Source organism: Acidovorax sp. 22279 (assembly GCF_052045435.1).
Taxonomy (GTDB): domain Bacteria; phylum Pseudomonadota; class Gammaproteobacteria; order Burkholderiales; family Burkholderiaceae_C; genus Acidovorax; species Acidovorax delafieldii.
In genome coordinates, this window is record NZ_JBQEOV010000002.1 from 304,490 (window position 1) to 320,855 (window position 16,366).

A 16,366-nucleotide genomic window follows, 5' to 3' on the forward strand; every position below is an offset into this window, starting at 1 on the left:
TGCAGGAACGCCGATATGAAAACAGCCCACGATCTCGTCACCGCCGCCAAGGCCCTGGTGCAAGAGGTCCCAGTGGACCAGGCAGACGAAGCCATCCGCGCCGCCGACGTGCTGATCGATGTGCGAGAGTCGGACGAGTACCAGGCAGGACACATCCCGGGCGCGATTCACGCATCGCGCGGGGTGCTGGAGTTCCGCCTCAGCAGCACGCCCGAACTCAGCGCGCGCGACCTCAAGGTGGTGCTGTACTGCAAGACCAGCGGCCGGGCTGCACTGGCCGCGCGCGCCATGCACGACATGGGCTATCTGCAGGTGCAGTCCATTGCTGGCGGCTTTGACGCCTGGGTGGCTGCAGGCAAGCCTGTCGCGGCGCCTGCGTCTCCCTCATTCGACTGACCGAGCAGCGAGCGCATTCCGCGTTCGCTGCGCTTGTGCAACCAGGGCCCATCCCGGGCCACAACCTCAGAGCAAGGAAATCATCATGAACATCAACGTAGGAACCGTGGACCGCGTGCTGCGCGTCTTGGCAGGCCTGGTCCTGATCGTACTGGCCGCCACCGGCACGGTGGGCTGGTGGGGGTGGCTGGGCGTGGTGCCACTGGCCACCGGCCTGTTCCGCTTCTGCCCGGCTTACACGCTGCTTGGCATCAACACCTGTTCCATGAAGAAATAAACCACCGGCAGGCGCCGGCACACGCAGAGGCCGGTGCCCTCAAGGCCCCAGCAAGGAACCATTCCATGAGTACGTTCGACCACACCAGCCTGATCCAGGGCATCAACGAAAGCCTGGCCACCTTCCGCAAAGCACAGCCTGACGCCATGCGGGGCTTCGCTCAGCTTGCGCAGGCCTCGATGACTGAAGGGGCGTTGACCAGCAAGCACAAGGAGCTGATTGCCCTGGCCATTGGCGTCACCCAGCGCTGCTCCGGGTGCATCGGTTTTCATGTCAAGGCACTGCAAAAGCTTGGTGCCACCCGCGCAGAGCTGGAAGAGATGCTGGCCGTGTGCGTTTACATGGGCGGTGGCCCGGCACTCATGTACACGGCCGAGGCCCTGAAGGCATGGGACACCATGGCCGTCGCCAGCGCCCCAGCTGCTGCCTGAAGCTGCTGTCCCGCCATCCATCCGCTGCCGTCGCACGCTCGACACCCCGGCGGGCGATCCGTCCAACCGGTGGCGATAAATCGGTTTACATTTTGGGCATCTATCCGCGAGACTGTTACCAAAACAGGAGGGGGTGTCCATGCAATCTCATCGTCGTCATGGGTTGAAATTGGCGTTGTCCAAGGCATGGGCGGCATGGGTCATCGGCGCGGCGTTGCTGGCAACGACCAATGTGCAGGCGCTGGAGCCACCCACAGGCCCCGTCGTCCTGACCATCGACGGCGCCATCACGCAGACCAACCGGGGCCCGCAGGCGCAGTTCGACATGAAGATGCTGGAGAAGCTGCCGCAGCACAGCTTCTCCACCCAAACCCCCTGGTACCCCAGCGCCGTCACTTTCACAGGCCCTCTGCTCCGCGATGTGCTGGCGGCGGTGGGTGCCAAGGGCACCAAGATCACGGCGGTGGCCCTCAATGACTACAAAACCGAGATCCCGGCAGACGACGCCACCAAGCACGACGTGATCGTTGCGCGCCTGATGAACAACCGGCCCATGCCCATCCGCGAAAAAGGCCCGCTGTTCATCGTGTACCCGTTTGATACCAAGGCCGAGTTGCGCAGCGAGCTGTACTACAACCGGGCGGCCTGGCAGCTCAACGCACTGCACATCCGGTAGTCGCCCTCCCCGCCCCGGCCCACCCGTATGCTGCGCAGCCAACACATCCTGCGGCTCATCATTGCGGGGCTGGTGCTGGCTTATGTAGCCATTGCAGCGGTGCAATACAGCCAGTACCGCAGCGTGGAGGCCGTCATGCGGCGCGGCGATGTGAATGCGCTGTGGTCGTTCTTGCAGCTCAATGTGGAATATGAAAAGCTGGACCATGCGCTGCACCAGTTCGAGCTGGACCCCACCAGCATCACCATGGACCGGCTGGAGCTGCGGTATGACCTTTTCCTGAGCCGATTCAGCGCCTTGGAAAGCGGCACCTCGCGCACGCTGATGCAGGACGAGCCCATCTACAGCAATGCGCTGGCCGCCCTGCAGCGGTTTGTGGCAGCGGGCGACAGCTACTTTGGCGCCAGTGTGGATGCCCTCTCCAGCCAGACCAACATGCGGCGCCTGCGCACCGAGCTGGACGGCCTGCGTGAGACGGTGCAAGAGCTGTCGCTCAGCGCTTCGCGCGTGTCGGCCCTGCTGGGCGATTCCCGCAACGCCGAGGTCAAACACCAGACTTTGCTGACCACCGGGCTCACTGCATTCCAGGCCCTGCTCACGTTTTTGCTCGCCTTTGCCATGGCGCGGCAGTTCCTTCAGCGCGAAAAGGCCACGGCCCAGGCCATGGCGGCGCAGAACGAGCTGGTCGATGCCCTTAAGCGCAACGAGGAGGTGCTGGAGGCGCGCGTGGCCGAGCGCACGGTGGAACTGCAAAAGGTCAACGCAGCCCTGCGCGAACATGAGGACGAGCTGGAGATTGCCCGCGCCCGTGCGGAGGACGCCTCGCAGATGAAGTCGGACTTCCTGGCCAACATGAGCCACGAGATCCGCACCCCCATGAACGCGGTGATCGGCATGAGCCACCTGGCCCTGGGCACCGACCTCACACCGCGCCAGCGTGACTATGTCGAAAAGATCCAGCGCTCCGGCCAGCATCTGCTCGGCCTGATCAACGACATCCTGGACTTCAGCAAGATCGAGGCGGGCAAGCTCGAAGTGGAGGTGGTGGACTTTGACCTGCGTGGCGTGCTGGACAACGTGGCCAACCTGGTCAGCGACAAATGCGCGCACAAGGGTCTGGAGCTGCTGTTCGATGTGGACCCGGCCCTGCCCGACGACCTGCGCGGCGACCCGTTGCGCCTGGGACAGATCCTGGTGAACTACGCCAACAACGCCGTCAAGTTCACCGACAAGGGCGAAATCATCGTGCGCGTCACCGAAACGTCGCGCGACGACACCGGAGTCCTGCTGCGCTTTGAGGTGCAAGACACCGGCATCGGCCTGACCTCTGAGCAGCAGTTGCGGCTGTTTCGCTCGTTCGAACAGGCCGACACCTCCACCACGCGCAAATACGGCGGCACCGGGCTGGGGCTGGCCATCTCCAAGAAGCTGGCCGGCTTGATGGGCGGCGAAGTGGGGGTAGAAAGCCAGCCTGGGGTGGGAAGCACCTTCTGGTTTACCGCCCGTCTCGGGCTGGGCAACCCCAGCCATGCCCCCCTGCTGCCCACCCCCGATCTGCGCGGGCGGCATGTCTTGGTAGTGGACGACAGCGAGCAGGCCCGGCATATCCTGGGCGAGATGCTGGCCCGCATGAGCTTTGCGGTCACCACGGCCTCTTCCGGCGAGGAGGCGGTGGCCCAGGCCCGCGCCGCCGAACAGGCCGGTCGCCCCTGCGAGATCGCATTCGTGGACTGGAAGATGCCCGGCATGGACGGGTTTGACACCCACCGCGCACTTGCTCGCCTGCAGCACCCGCCACTCACGGTCATCGTGACCGCAGCAGGCCGCGACGATGTGCAAAGCGAACTGGAACGCGCCGGGCTGCAGCTGATGCTGTCCAAACCCGTCAGCCCCTCGCAACTTTTTGATGCCGCCATGCAGGCGCTGGGCGGGCAGGTCCGGTCGTCCGACGGGCGTGGCACACAAACACCCCGGCGCGCTGCGCACCTTTCCGCCATTGCTGGCGCACGGGTGCTGCTGGTGGATGACAACGACCTGAACCAGCAGGTGGGCGCCGAGCTGCTGAGCGGCGCTGGCTTGGTGGTGGATGTGGCCCAGAACGGGCAGGTGGCGCTGGACATGCTCGCCCAAGCCCCTTATGACCTGGTGCTGATGGACATGCAAATGCCCGTGATGGACGGCCTGACCGCTACCAGGCACCTGCGCCAGAACCCGTCCTGGGCCCAGCTGCCCGTGGTGGCCATGACGGCCAACGCCATGAGCCGCGACCGTGACCTGTGCCTGGAGGCGGGCATGAACGGCCACTTGGCCAAACCCATCGACCCGGACGAACTGTTTGCTGCCCTGCTGCAATGGATTGCACCCCGAGCCACCGGTGCGGACGAGGCTGACCGCGAAGGCGGAGACCCTCAGGGGCAGCCAGCTGGCGCCCCTTCCAACTCCGACACAGCGCCCCACTCCACAGCCGCGCTTCCCGCCGATGACGCCCTGCGCCGCGTCCCAGGGCTCGACGCGACTGCCGGCCTGCGGCGTGTGCTGGACAAACGGCCTGCCTACGAAGGCCTGCTGCGCAAGTTTGTGGCGGGGCAAGCGCAGGCGGTCCAAGCCACCCGTACTGCCCTGGCTGCCGGGCTACACGACGAGGCCCAGCGCGCCATGCACACGCTCAAAGGCACGGCCGGCACCATTGGCGCCACCGCGCTGGCAGCCCTGGCACAGCGTGCGGAAGAAGCCATCGCCCAGAAGGCCTCGCCCGAGCTGGCAGAGCCACTGCTGGAGCCCGTGGAAGCGGCTTGCCAGGCGCTGGTCATGGCGCTGCAGCAGGCCCTGCCCGCAGAGGAGGTTGCGGGCGCGGACGCTGCGCCTGGCCTGCAGATCGACGCCTCCGCTGCGCGTGCACTGGTGGCGCAGCTTGACGCACTGCTGTCCGACGACGATTCCGACGCCATTGAAATCTTCAGGCAATCCACGCCCACCCTGCAGGCCCTGCTGGGGCCGGCATATGGCCAGATGAAGCGATCGCTGGACAGCTACGACTTTGTGGAGGCACTGGCCATACTGCGCCAGGCCCCCGAGGCGCACAATGACAACAAGGAGGACCCGGTCCATGAATAGCCCATTCGCACCCAGCGGCAAATGCACGGTGCTGGTCGTAGACGACACGCCCGACAACCTCTCGCTGATGAGCGACCTCCTGCGCACCGACTACAAGGTCAAGCTTGCGCCCAGTGGCGAGCGCGCCCTGCAGATCGTGGCGGGCGACAGCAAGCCCGACCTGATCCTGCTGGACATCATGATGCCGGACATGGATGGCTACGAGGTGCTGCGCCGCCTGCAGTTCAACCCCGACACCGAAGACATCCCTGTCATCTTCCTCACCGCCATGAGCGCGGCCGATGACGAAAGCGTTGGCCTGGAGCTGGGCGCGGTGGACTACATCACCAAACCCATCAACCCGGCCATCGTGATGGCCCGGGTGCGCAACCACCTGCAGCTCAAGCGCGCGCGCGACTTCCTGGCCCAGCACAACCACTTTCTGGAGCAAGAGGTCGCCAACCGCACCCGGGCGATGGCCGAGCTGCAGGACGCCACGATCCGCGCCATGGCCTCGCTGGCCGAAACGCGCGACAACGAAACGGGCAACCACATCCGGCGCACGCAGCACTACATGGAAGCGCTGGCCCGCCACCTGCAAAACCACCCGCGCTTCAAGGACGAGCTGACCGACACCGCCATCGAGACCATCTTCAAGTCCGCCCCGCTGCACGACATCGGGAAGGTGGGCATCCCCGACCGCATCCTGCTCAAGCCCGGCAAGCTCACGCCGGAAGAGTTCGAGATCATGAAGACGCACACCACGCTGGGGCGCGACGCCATCATCGCGGCCGAGACGGGGACCACACAGGACAACCCGTTTTTCCGGTATGCCAAGGAGATCGCCTATAGCCACCAGGAGAAATGGGACGGCTCGGGCTACCCCGAAAGCCTGGTGGGCAACACCATTCCACTGTCAGCGCGGCTGATGGCCGTGGCAGACGTGTACGACGCACTGATTTCCGAACGCGTCTACAAGCCCGCGTACTCCCACGAGCAGGCGGTAGAGATCATTCGCGACGGCCGGGGCAGCCACTTCGACCCCGACATGGTCGATGCCTTCCTTACCCTGTCCGAGGAGTTCCGGCGCATTGCCCAGCAGTTTGCCGATGCCGAGCCTGCACGGCTGGCCCAGGTGGACCGCCTGGCCGCCGATCTGCCCATGGAGCGCATCGAACTGACCTCCCGCGAAGAGCCGCTCTGAATGGCTGTGTCCCGCGCATTACCGTAGCGCAGCACGGAGGCACGGCATTCGGTGACGTCGCAGCGGACTCCAGCAGAAGCACGCCGCCGCGTCGGGGGACATCAAGCGCTGTGGCTGTGCCCGTCGAGGGTGGTGGTCGTGGTGCGGTGGCCGTTCAGCCCCAGCTTGGCCAGCAGTTGCACGTCGGCTTCCACATCTGGGTTGCCAGTCACCAGCAGCTTGTCACCATAAAAGATCGAATTGGCCCCTGCCATGAAGCACAGCGCCTGCACCGCTTCACCCATTTGCTGGCGCCCGGCAGAGAGGCGTACCCGGGCCTTGGGCATGGTGATGCGGGCCACGGCAATCACGCGCACAAAGTCAAACGGGTCGATGGGCTCGCTGTCGGCCAAAGGCGTTCCAGGCACGCGCACCAGGCTGTTGATGGGCACCGACTCAGGGTACGGCTGCAGGTTGGCCAGCTGCGCAATCAGGCCCGCACGGTGCACGGGCGCTTCGCCCATGCCCACGATGCCGCCGCAGCACACGCTGATGCCTGCGCTGCGCACATGCTGCAGCGTGTCCAGCCGGTCCTGGTAGGCGCGGGTGCTGACCACATCGGTGTAGTACTCGGGGGCCGTGTCCAGGTTGTGGTTGTAGTAGTCCAGCCCGGCTTCTTTCAGCGCCTGCGCCTGGTGCGATTCGAGCATTCCCAGCGTGGCGCAGGTCTGCAGGCCCAGGCCCTTCACCGCGCCAATCAGGGCGCTGACTTTTTCAATGTCACGGTCTTTGGGCGCACGCCAGGCGGCACCCATGCAAAAGCGCGTGGCGCCCGCGTCCTTGGCGGCCTGGGCGGCGCGCACCACCTCATCCACCTCCATGAGCTTGTCGGCCTTGACCCCGGTGTCGAACTCGGCCGCCTGCGGGCAATAGCCGCAGTTTTCTGGGCAGCCGCCGGTCTTGACCGACAGCAGCGTGGCCAGCTCGATGTCGCCCGCAGGCCAATGCTGGCGGTGCACGGTTTGTGCCTCGAACAGCAGGTCCATCAGGGGCTTGTCGAGCAGCGCCTGGATGGCCTCCACCGACCATTGTCCCTGCACGACCTGCGCAGGGACGGGGCGATGGACCTGGATGGGCTGCGGGGCGGAGAGGGTTGCGTTGGCCATGGGTGGGGTCCTTTCAAGAGCCTGCTGCTGCAAGCACCAGGCATTGCGTCGGTGATCACACAAGGCGCCACTCCAGAGTCTTCCGGAGCACCGCCCTGCATCGCTATCACCATGATTTTGAAGGAGATTTCGGCACAACTGCTCTCAACATGGTCACAAAAGGTGCCACTATTTCCCCGTGCTCAACAGCCGCCATCTCACTGTGCGAGAACGGTAAAAAAGCCGACTGTTGACCACTTTAGAGAGCATGTTGAAACCACCACCAAAACCGCCAAAGCAACGGGCTGACAACCGGCGGCTTTGGCTTCTATCTTTCAGCCCGTGCCACCTCGCAGGCTCCGACGTTCATGAAAGTTAGCCGCTCGTTGCACCCCGGCCAGACCAGCTCAAGGCCCCAGCGCCCGCCACCAGGCACGCCAGGGCCAGGCCATCAGCCACCACCACGCGCTGCAAATGCGCATTGAAGCCGCCGGTGAGCCATGCAAGCAGCAAGAAAGAAAGGGTGCTGACCGCGCCAACGAAAAGGCCCAACCACTGGTAGCCGGGCTTGAACGCCGCCATCATGCAGAGCCCACCCACGATGCTGAACAGCACAGCGCGGTGCCGCAGCAGGATGAGCGTGTTCGGATCGGAAGGGGCCACGCCGTAGAGTCTGGCCAAGTGCTCTGCGCCGAGCACGCCGATCAAGGGAATCAGGTGAATGGCACCTGCGAGCAGCAAGGCCAGAGAAGCAATTTTTTGCATGGGCAGGCGACACCAAAGACAAGGTGCCGCCGTTGTAGCCCCCGCCGGGCCCGGTGACCATGACGCCCCAGGTCATGGACGCCGCGCTGTTCAGCGCCCCAGCATCTGCTCCAGCGCCTCGCGGATGGCGCGGGGCTTGTTGTCTGCGTCGTCGATGGCAGAACAGCTCGGACTGTGCTCCACCTCAGCGCCGCTACTGCCGACGCGACCGAACAGGCGCTCGCAGTCACATCGCAGGGAGGCCAGGGTCTTGCGGGACCGCTGGTGTTTCACTTCCGCCACCCAGCAGCGGTCCGCGCAGCCGCAGGACCGGTACTGCAGGGTTTCCCCCGCCCGGCCCCAGTCGAGCGGATATGCACCCGTGCCACCTGCAGCCCCACCGCCCTGCCCTGCCAGTGCGAGGACCAGCAGGGCGCTCACCTTGGCGCCGGCCTGCAACGTACGCTGGAGCGAAACCATGGGTGCGACAGCGGGCTGTGGTGTTGGGGTTCAGCCCAGCGCGGCGATCACATCCGCCGGTGCCTGCACCAGTTCGATCAACACGCCTTCGCCCGCAATGGGAAACTCGTCATTGCTCTTGGGGTGCAAAAACGTGATGTCGTAGCCCGCCGCCCCCTTGCGGATACCGCCGGGCGCAAAGCGCACTCCTTTGGCCGTGAGCCATTCCACCGCCTTGGGCAAGTCATCGATCCACAGGCCGATGTGGTTGAGCGGCGTGGTGTGCACGGCGGGCTTCTTGTCGATGTCCAGCGGTTGCATGATGTCCACCTCCACCTTGAAGGCGCCTTTGCCCATGGCCAGGATGTCTTCATCGACGTTCTCGCGCTCGCTCTGGAAAGTGCCGGTCTGCTCCAGCCCCAGCATGTCCACCCACAGCGTCTTCATCCGCTGCTTGTCGGTGCCGCCAATGGCCACCTGCTGGATGCCCAGGACCTTGAAGGGGCGTGGGGTTGTGCTCATGATTACTCCTGATTTGATAGCTACCAGCGCATATTCTTCTAGCGCTAGCGGCTAAAAAGACTAAAAAAGGGGCGCAAGGCCCCTCTGGATGGGTTGTGGGACCCTTGGGATCACTGGAATTCCAGGATCACCTGGTCCACCGCCAGCGATTCACCCTTGCCCGCCGTGATCTTGCCCACCACGCCATCTTGCGCGGCAAAGAGGATGTTCTCCATCTTCATGGCCTCGATCACCGCCAGCTTTTCACCAGCCTGCACCTTCTGGCCCGGCTGCACCGCCACATCGACCAGCAGGCCGGGCATGGGAGAGAGCAGGAACTTGGACAGATCTGGCGGCGCCTTGAAGGGCATCAGCTTGTGCAGCTTGGCACCCAGCGGCGACAGCACCAGCGCATCGATCTGCGTACCGTTGTGCGCAATGCGCAGCGCCAGCGGGTTCTTGCCCACGCCGCGCTCCACCTGGGCCGTGAAGCCCTGGCCGTTGCATGCGCCCTGCACGCGGATCTGGCCCAGCGTGGCGGTGCTACTGATCTGATAGCTATTGCAGCCCACGCTGATTGCGCTGGAGCCCGATTTGTCTTCAAAGTCGGACACCGTCACCTCGTGGTGCTGGTTCTGCCCTTCGGCGCCCAGCGTGACCACCACAAACTGCTCCCCCACCTTCACCTCGTGGCCGGCCAGTTGGCCGCTGATACCGGAGGCGCGTGCACGGTAGCGGCGGTTCATGAACGCGGCCAGCGCCACCAGGAACAGCGGGTCGCTGTGCGGCACGTCTTCGGCATGGAAGCCCTTGCCGTAGTTCTCGGCGATGAAGCCGGTGTTGAAGTCGCCCGTCACGAACTTGGGGTGCGCCAGCAACGCGGCCTGGAACGGGATGTTGCTGCTGATACCGCGAATCACAAAGCCGTTCAGCGCCGCGCGCATCTTGGCAATCGCATCGTTGCGGTCCGTGCCGTGCACGATGAGCTTGGCGATCATCGAGTCGTAGTACATGGGGATCTCGCCGCCCTCATACACGCCCGTGTCCACCCGCACGCCCAATTTTTTGGTCGTATCGGACTGGAACATCGACTCCTCCGGCGGCTGGAAGCGCACCAGGCGGCCGGTGGACGGCAGGAAGTTGCGGAAAGGGTCTTCGGCGTTGATGCGGCACTCAATGGCCCAGCCGTCGCGCTTCACATCGGCTTGCGTGAGGGGCAGCTTCTCACCCGCCGCCACGCGGATCATCAGCTCCACCAGGTCGAGGCCGGTGATGCACTCCGTCACCGGGTGCTCCACCTGCAGGCGGGTGTTCATTTCGAGGAAGTAGAAGTCCTGGTCCTTGCCGACCACGAACTCCACCGTGCCCGCGCTCTGGTACTTGACTGCCTTGGCCAGCTGCACGGCCTGCTCGCCCATGGCCTTGCGGGTGGCGTCGCTGATGAAGGGCGATGGCGCCTCTTCAATCACCTTCTGGTGGCGGCGCTGGATGGAGCACTCGCGCTCGTTCAGGTAGATCACGTTGCCGTGGCTGTCGCCCAGCACCTGGATCTCGATGTGGCGCGGCTCCTGCACAAACTTCTCGATGAAGATGCGGTCGTCGCCAAAGCTGTTGCGGGCCTCGTTCTGGCAGCTGGCAAAGCCTTCAAACGCTTCCTTGTCGTTGAACGCCACGCGCAGGCCCTTGCCGCCGCCCCCGGCCGAGGCCTTGATCATCACGGGGTAGCCAATGCCTTTGGCGATCTCCACCGCCTGCTCGGGGCCCGAGATGGCGTCGTTGTAGCCAGGAATCGTGTTGACCTTGGCTTCGTTGGCCAGCTTCTTGGACGCGATCTTGTCACCCATGGCCGCAATGGAATGCGCCTTGGGGCCGATGAAGGCAATGCCTTCGTCCTCGCAGCGTTTGGCGAAGGCTTCGTTCTCGGAGAGGAAGCCATAGCCGGGGTGTACCGCTTGCGCGCCCGTCTGCTTGCAGGCCGCAATGATCTTGTCGACCAGCAGGTACGACTCGCGGCTGGGCGCGGCACCAATGTGCACGGCCTCGTCGGCCAGCTTGACGTGGCGGGCTTCCTTGTCGGCGTCGGAGTAGACGGCGACGGTGGCGATGCCCATTTTCTTGGCCGTTGCAATCACTCGGCAGGCGATTTCGCCACGGTTGGCGATGAGAATTTTTGTAAACATTGCTTTGCCCTACTCAACTTGGAGGTCCCGCGAAGCGGCGGCTTCGCGGTGGTTGATACACATATTGCTTGGGTATTGAGGAATCACCAGAACTTGCTCCACCGAGCATTCTGGATAGATCCATCGTCCCCAATTCGCCCTGAGCCATTCAACAGACAAAGAGCTTGCGTCAGGCTGAAACTTCGCTTCCAGAGGAAGTTCGATCAGCGTAAGCCCAGCTTTTTGCCCCGTACAGACAATCAAACTCAAACCGCAATCGGAGACCCGTGACTCCAGACACATCAAATCAACGACTGGCTCGTATGGCCACTGAGCAGCCGTAATTCGAAGCACAGTTCCGCGCCAAAGCCCTGGCACCACCAACTGCGACAGCGGCTGCCAATCGGCACGAATTTGAGGCTGAAGATCAGCGGTGTCCATGCTCAAGCTCTCAGATCACAGCGGAATGTTGCCGTGCTTGCGCCATGGGTTTTCCAGCTTCTTATCGCGCAGCATCACCAGCGAGCGGCAGATGCGCTTGCGTGTCTCGTGCGGCAGGATCACGTCGTCGATAAAGCCGCGTGCACCGGCCACAAACGGGTTGGCAAAACGCTGCTTGTATTCGGCCTCGCGCGCAGCCAGCTTCACGGGGTCGTTCTTGTCCTCGCGGAAGATGATTTCCACCGCGCCCTTGGCGCCCATCACGGCGATTTCTGCGTTGGGCCAGGCCAGGTTCACGTCGCCGCGCAGGTGCTTGGAGCTCATCACGTCGTACGCACCGCCGTAGGCCTTGCGGGTGATGACGGTGATCTTGGGCACGGTGCACTCGGCATACGCGTACAGCAGCTTGGCGCCGTGCTTGATGATGCCGCCGTACTCCTGGCTGGTGCCGGGCATGAAGCCGGGCACGTCCACGAACGTGACCACGGGGATGTTGAACGCATCGCAAAAGCGCACAAAACGCGCGGCCTTGATGGAACTCTTGATGTCCAGGCAGCCCGCCAACACCAGCGGCTGGTTGGCCACGATGCCCACGGTCTGGCCTTCCATGCGGGCAAAGCCGATCAGGATGTTCTTGGCGTACTCGGGCTGTAGCTCGAAGAAGTCCCCATCGTCCACGGTCTTGAGGATCAGTTCCTTCATGTCGTAGGGCTTGTTGGGGTTCTCGGGCACCAGGGTGTCCAGGCTCAGGTCCATGCGGTCGGCCGGGTCGTTACTGGGGCGCACCGGGGCTTTTTCGCGGTTGTTGAGCGGCAGGTAGTTGTACAGGCGGCGCAGCATCATCAGCGCCTCCACATCGTTCTCGAACGCCATGTCGGCCACACCGCTCTTGGTGGTGTGCGTCACGGCGCCGCCCAGTTCCTCGGCGGTGACTTCCTCGTGCGTCACGGTCTTCACCACTTCGGGGCCTGTCACGAACATGTACGAGCTGTCTTTCACCATGAAGATGAAGTCCGTCATGGCGGGCGAGTACACGGCGCCCCCAGCGCTGGGGCCCATGATCATGCTGATCTGCGGAATCACGCCGCTGGCCAGCACGTTCTTCTGGAACACATCGGCATAGCCGCCCAGCGACGCCACGCCTTCCTGGATGCGCGCGCCGCCGGAGTCGTTGAGGCCGATGACCGGTGCACCGACCTTCATGGCCTGGTCCATCACCTTGCAGATCTTTTCGGCGTGGGTTTCGCTGAGTGCGCCGCCGAACACCGTGAAGTCCTGGCTGAACACGAACACCAGGCGGCCATTGATCATGCCGTAGCCCGTCACCACACCGTCGCCGGGGATCTTGTTGTCCTCCATGCCAAAGTCGGTGCAGCGGTGCTCGACAAACATGTCCCATTCCTCGAACGTGCCGTCGTCCAGCAGCAGCTCGATGCGCTCGCGCGCCGTGAGCTTGCCCTTGGCGTGCTGCGCATCGATGCGCTTTTGCCCGCCGCCCAGGCGTGCCAGCGCACGCTTTTTCTCCAGTTGATCCAGGATGTCTTGCATGGTCGTCCTTTGGTGAATGGGTTGGTGTCTACTATTTATTTGATAGCTGCCAGCGCATGATTGGATTGCGCTAGCAGCAGATTTCGTGCTGCAGTGGATGCTGCGATGCGTCCGGCGGCCACGTCGGCCTGCATCTGGGGCAGCAGCTCGCGCACCTGCGGGTGCTGGCGAAAAGCGAGCTTGAGGCCCGCGTCGATGCGCTCCCACATCCAGGACAGCGCCTGTTTCTCGCGCCGCGTGGCCAGGCGGCCGTTGGCGGATTGCAGCTGGCGGAATTGCGTGACAGCGGCCCAGAAGCTGTCTACGCCCTGCCCCAGCAGCGCGCTGATTTGCACTACCTTCGGGTGCCACAGCGTTTCGTCGTGGTGCGCGTTCTCGGGGTTGCCGTGTTGGCTGAGCAGACGCAGGCTCGATGTGATCTGCGCCTCGGCGCGCGTGGCAGCGTTCTTGTCGATGTCGGCCTTGTTGATGACCACCAGATCGGCAATCTCCATCACACCCTTCTTGATCGCCTGCAGGTCGTCGCCCGCGTTGGGCAGCTGCATCAGCACAAACATGTCCGTCATTCCAGCCACCGCGATCTCGCTCTGGCCCACGCCCACGGTCTCGACGATGACCACGTCGTAACCCGCCGCCTCGCAGACCAGCATGGCTTCGCGGGTCTTCTCTGCGACTCCGCCCAGCGTGCCGCTCGACGGGCTGGGGCGGATGTAGGCCTTTTCGTGCACCGACAGGTGTTCCATGCGCGTCTTGTCGCCCAGGATAGAACCACCCGAGACGGTGCTGGAGGGGTCGATGGTGAGCACGGCCACGCGGTGGCCCTGGCCGATCAGGTACAAGCCCAGGGCTTCGATGAAGGTGGATTTGCCCACGCCGGGCACGCCGCTGATGCCGAGGCGGAAAGCTTTGCCGGTGTGCGGGAGCAGCGCGGTGAGCAGCTCGTCCGCCTGCGCGCGGTGGTCAGTGCGGGTGGATTCGAGCAGCGTGATGGCTTTGGACATGGCCCTGCGTTGCACCGCCGCTGTGCCCTGCACCACCCCGTCAAGAAGCGCCGCAGGTGTCACGCCACCGCCTTGCGAATCTGCTCCAGCACATCCTTGGCGCTGGCGGGAATGGGTGTGCCGGGGCCGTACACGCCCTTGACGCCCGACTCATACAAGAAATCGTAGTCCTGCGCCGGAATCACCCCGCCCACGAACACGATGATGTCGTCCGCACCCTGGTCCTTGAGCGACTGAATGATGGCTGGCACCAGCGTCTTGTGGCCTGCAGCCAGCGTGCTCACACCCACGGCGTGCACGTCGTTTTCGATGGCCTGGCGGGCACATTCCTCGGGGGTCTGGAACAGCGGGCCCATGTCCACGTCAAAGCCCAGGTCGGCAAACGCGGTGGCCACCACCTTGGCGCCCCGGTCGTGTCCGTCCTGGCCCAATTTTGCAATCATGACCCGAGGGCGGCGGCCTTGTTCTTCGGCAAAGGCGTTGATTTCGGTCTTGAGTTTGTCCCAGCCTTCGGCCGAGTCATAGGCAGCTGCGTACACGCCGGTCACCTTTTGCGTATCGGCGCGGTGGCGCCCAAAAACCTTCTCCAGCGCATCGCTGATCTCGCCCACTGTGGCACGCAGACGCACAGCCTGGATGGACAAATCGAGCAGGTTGCCCTCGCCACTCTCTGCGGCGGCGGTCAGCGCATCCAGCGCTGCCTGCACCTTGGCGGCATCGCGCGTTGCACGGATCTTTTGCAGACGAGCGATCTGGCCGTCGCGCACCTTCATGTTGTCGATCTGCAGGATGTCGACCGGGTCTTCCTTCGCCAGCTTGTACTTGTTGACGCCCACGATCACGTCCTTGCCACTGTCGATGCGCGCCTGCTTCTCGGCGGCAGCAGCTTCGATCTTGAGCTTGGCCCAGCCGCTGTCCACGGCCTGGGTCATGCCACCCATGGCCTCGACCTCTTCGATGATCTTCCAGGCCGCGTCGGCCATGTCCTGGGTCAGCTTCTCCATCATGTAGCTGCCGGCCCAGGGGTCGATCACATTGGTGATGTGGGTCTCTTCCTGGATGATGAGCTGCGTGTTGCGCGCAATGCGGGCGCTGAACTCGGTGGGCAGCGCAATGGCTTCGTCAAAGCTGTTGGTGTGCAGGCTCTGGGTGCCGCCAAACACGGCCGCCATGGCTTCGATGGTGGTGCGCACCACGTTGTTGTAGGGATCCTGCTCGGTGAGGCTCCAGCCCGAGGTCTGGCAGTGCGTGCGCAGCATGAGGCTCTTGGGGTTCTTGGCGCCCGTGGCCTTCATGATGCGGCACCACAGCAGGCGCGCGGCGCGCATCTTGGCGACTTCGAGATAGAAGTTCATGCCAATCGCCCAGAAGAACGACAGACGCCCGGCGAACTCGTCCACGTCCATGCCCTTGGCGATGGCAGTCTTCACATACTCCTTGCCGTCGGCCAGGGTGAAGGCCAGCTCCAGTGCCTGGTTGGCCCCAGCTTCCTGCATGTGGTAGCCGCTGATCGAGATCGAGTTGAACTTCGGCATGTTCTTGGCCGTGTATTCGATGATGTCGCCAATGATCTTCATCGACGGCTTGGGCGGGTAGATGTAGGTATTGCGCACCATGAACTCTTTCAGAATGTCGTTCTGAATGGTTCCGGAGAGCTTGTCTTGCGAGACGCCCTGCTCTTCTGCCGCCACCACATAGCCCGCCAGCACGGGCAACACCGCGCCGTTCATGGTCATCGATACGCTGACCTTGTCCAGCGGGATCTGGTCGAACAGGATCTTCATGTCCTCGACCGAGTCGATCGCCACCCCGGCCTTGCCCACATCGCCCGTCACGCGGGGGTGGTCGCTGTCGTAACCCCGGTGGGTGGCCAGGTCGAACGCCACCGACACGCCCTGCCCGCCCGCAGCCAGGGCCTTGCGGTAGAAGGCGTTGGATTCTTCAGCGGTCGAAAAGCCTGCGTATTGGCGAATGGTCCAGGGGCGCACCGCATACATGGTGGCCTGGGGGCCGCGCAGATAGGGTTCAAAACCCGGCAGCGTGTTGGCGTACGGCAGGCTGGCCGTGTCTTCGGCGGTGTACAGCGGCTTGACGGTGATGCCATCGGGCGTGACCCAGTTGAGGGCGCTGACATCGCCCCCCGGCGCCGACTTGGCTGCGGCCTTGGCCCAGGCTTCCAGCGAAGACGCGGCGAACTCTGGGGCGTTGTTGGTGGGGTTGTCACTCATGGCAAAAGCTACTCCGAAGATGGCGTTGGGGCGTCCAACACAGCGCACAGGCGGTGACCGCACAGGTGCAGTGGTGTGGCGGCG

The 16,366-nt window shown here is 63.9% G+C and carries 15 protein-coding genes; 6 read left to right on the forward strand and 9 right to left on the reverse strand.

The window, feature by feature from the left end:
• The first annotated feature begins 15 nt into the window (after positions 1-15).
• From ACTJKQ_RS04190 to ACTJKQ_RS04215, 6 genes are all read left to right on the forward strand, one after another.
• A complete protein-coding gene (locus ACTJKQ_RS04190) occupies positions 16-396 on the forward strand; it encodes a rhodanese-like domain-containing protein (protein WP_436077327.1) in 381 nt (126 codons plus the stop codon).
• Between the two features lie 85 nt (positions 397-481).
• Entirely contained in the window at positions 482-673 is a 192-nt protein-coding gene (locus tag ACTJKQ_RS04195) for a YgaP family membrane protein (RefSeq protein WP_440596105.1), read from the forward strand.
• A 65-nt stretch (positions 674-738) separates the two neighbouring features.
• Complete coding sequence (locus tag ACTJKQ_RS04200) at positions 739-1,104, forward strand: carboxymuconolactone decarboxylase family protein (protein WP_436075199.1); 366 nt, start codon at positions 739-741, stop codon at positions 1,102-1,104.
• Positions 1,105-1,243: 139 nt separating this feature from the next.
• The gene (locus ACTJKQ_RS04205) at positions 1,244-1,780 is read left to right on the forward strand and encodes a molybdopterin-dependent oxidoreductase (protein ID WP_436075200.1); all 537 of its coding nucleotides are present in this window, start codon (positions 1,244-1,246) and stop codon (positions 1,778-1,780) included.
• Between the two features lie 27 nt (positions 1,781-1,807).
• On the forward strand, positions 1,808-4,894 hold the full coding sequence (locus ACTJKQ_RS04210) for a response regulator (RefSeq protein ID WP_440596106.1): 3,087 nt from the start codon (positions 1,808-1,810) through the stop codon (positions 4,892-4,894).
• Positions 4,887-6,077: a response regulator gene (locus ACTJKQ_RS04215; protein WP_436077330.1), complete on the forward strand. Its 1,191-nt coding sequence runs from the start codon at positions 4,887-4,889 to the stop codon at positions 6,075-6,077. Before ACTJKQ_RS04210 ends, ACTJKQ_RS04215 begins: the two co-directional genes overlap by 8 nt.
• Positions 6,078-6,178: 101 nt before the next feature.
• Here the strand turns inward: ACTJKQ_RS04215 and bioB are convergent, their stop codons facing one another.
• The 9 genes from bioB to scpA form a co-directional block, all read right to left on the reverse strand.
• Complete coding sequence (gene bioB, locus ACTJKQ_RS04220; protein WP_288852089.1) at positions 6,179-7,222, reverse strand: biotin synthase BioB; 1,044 nt, start codon at positions 7,220-7,222, stop codon at positions 6,179-6,181.
• Between the two features lie 354 nt (positions 7,223-7,576).
• Entirely contained in the window at positions 7,577-7,966 is a 390-nt protein-coding gene (locus ACTJKQ_RS04225) for a phosphopantetheine adenylyltransferase (protein ID WP_440596107.1), read from the reverse strand.
• A 90-nt stretch (positions 7,967-8,056) separates the two neighbouring features.
• The gene (locus ACTJKQ_RS04230) at positions 8,057-8,425 is read right to left on the reverse strand and encodes a hypothetical protein (RefSeq protein WP_440596108.1); all 369 of its coding nucleotides are present in this window, start codon (positions 8,423-8,425) and stop codon (positions 8,057-8,059) included.
• 30 nt (positions 8,426-8,455) lie between these two features.
• Positions 8,456-8,926 carry a VOC family protein gene (locus ACTJKQ_RS04235; RefSeq protein WP_056744910.1) on the reverse strand — a complete coding sequence of 157 codons (471 nt, stop codon included), beginning with the start codon at positions 8,924-8,926 and terminating at the stop codon, positions 8,456-8,458.
• A gap of 110 nt (positions 8,927-9,036) precedes the next feature.
• The gene (locus ACTJKQ_RS04240; protein WP_440596109.1) at positions 9,037-11,085 is read right to left on the reverse strand and encodes an acetyl-CoA carboxylase biotin carboxylase subunit; all 2,049 of its coding nucleotides are present in this window, start codon (positions 11,083-11,085) and stop codon (positions 9,037-9,039) included.
• A gap of 9 nt (positions 11,086-11,094) precedes the next feature.
• Positions 11,095-11,505 carry an Imm45 family immunity protein gene (imm45, locus tag ACTJKQ_RS04245; RefSeq protein WP_116749834.1) on the reverse strand — a complete coding sequence of 137 codons (411 nt, stop codon included), beginning with the start codon at positions 11,503-11,505 and terminating at the stop codon, positions 11,095-11,097.
• Positions 11,506-11,520: 15 nt separating this feature from the next.
• Entirely contained in the window at positions 11,521-13,053 is a 1,533-nt protein-coding gene (locus ACTJKQ_RS04250) for an acyl-CoA carboxylase subunit beta (protein ID WP_056062687.1), read from the reverse strand.
• 35 nt (positions 13,054-13,088) lie between these two features.
• Positions 13,089-14,117 (reverse strand): methylmalonyl Co-A mutase-associated GTPase MeaB, encoded by a 1,029-nt coding sequence (gene meaB, locus ACTJKQ_RS04255; RefSeq protein ID WP_440596110.1) that lies wholly within the window; start codon positions 14,115-14,117, stop codon positions 13,089-13,091.
• Entirely contained in the window at positions 14,114-16,282 is a 2,169-nt protein-coding gene (scpA, locus tag ACTJKQ_RS04260) for a methylmalonyl-CoA mutase (protein WP_056062678.1), read from the reverse strand. Before scpA ends, meaB begins: the two co-directional genes overlap by 4 nt.
• Positions 16,283-16,366: the final 84 nt, after the last annotated feature.

Coding starts and splice junctions, on each gene's coding strand:
- ACTJKQ_RS04190 (WP_436077327.1), top strand. CDS start 16: ATGAAAACAGCCCACGATCTCGTCACCGCCGCCAAGGCCCTGGTGCAA.
- ACTJKQ_RS04195 (WP_440596105.1), top strand. CDS start 482: ATGAACATCAACGTAGGAACCGTGGACCGCGTGCTGCGCGTCTTGGCA.
- ACTJKQ_RS04200 (WP_436075199.1), top strand. CDS start 739: ATGAGTACGTTCGACCACACCAGCCTGATCCAGGGCATCAACGAAAGC.
- ACTJKQ_RS04205 (WP_436075200.1), top strand. CDS start 1,244: ATGCAATCTCATCGTCGTCATGGGTTGAAATTGGCGTTGTCCAAGGCA.
- ACTJKQ_RS04210 (WP_440596106.1), top strand. CDS start 1,808: ATGCTGCGCAGCCAACACATCCTGCGGCTCATCATTGCGGGGCTGGTG.
- ACTJKQ_RS04215 (WP_436077330.1), top strand. CDS start 4,887: ATGAATAGCCCATTCGCACCCAGCGGCAAATGCACGGTGCTGGTCGTA.
- bioB (WP_288852089.1), bottom strand. CDS start 7,222: ATGGCCAACGCAACCCTCTCCGCCCCGCAGCCCATCCAGGTCCATCGC.
- ACTJKQ_RS04225 (WP_440596107.1), bottom strand. CDS start 7,966: ATGCAAAAAATTGCTTCTCTGGCCTTGCTGCTCGCAGGTGCCATTCAC.
- ACTJKQ_RS04230 (WP_440596108.1), bottom strand. CDS start 8,425: ATGGTTTCGCTCCAGCGTACGTTGCAGGCCGGCGCCAAGGTGAGCGCC.
- ACTJKQ_RS04235 (WP_056744910.1), bottom strand. CDS start 8,926: ATGAGCACAACCCCACGCCCCTTCAAGGTCCTGGGCATCCAGCAGGTG.
- ACTJKQ_RS04240 (WP_440596109.1), bottom strand. CDS start 11,085: ATGTTTACAAAAATTCTCATCGCCAACCGTGGCGAAATCGCCTGCCGA.
- imm45 (WP_116749834.1), bottom strand. CDS start 11,505: ATGGACACCGCTGATCTTCAGCCTCAAATTCGTGCCGATTGGCAGCCG.
- ACTJKQ_RS04250 (WP_056062687.1), bottom strand. CDS start 13,053: ATGCAAGACATCCTGGATCAACTGGAGAAAAAGCGTGCGCTGGCACGC.
- scpA (WP_056062678.1), bottom strand. CDS start 16,282: ATGAGTGACAACCCCACCAACAACGCCCCAGAGTTCGCCGCGTCTTCG.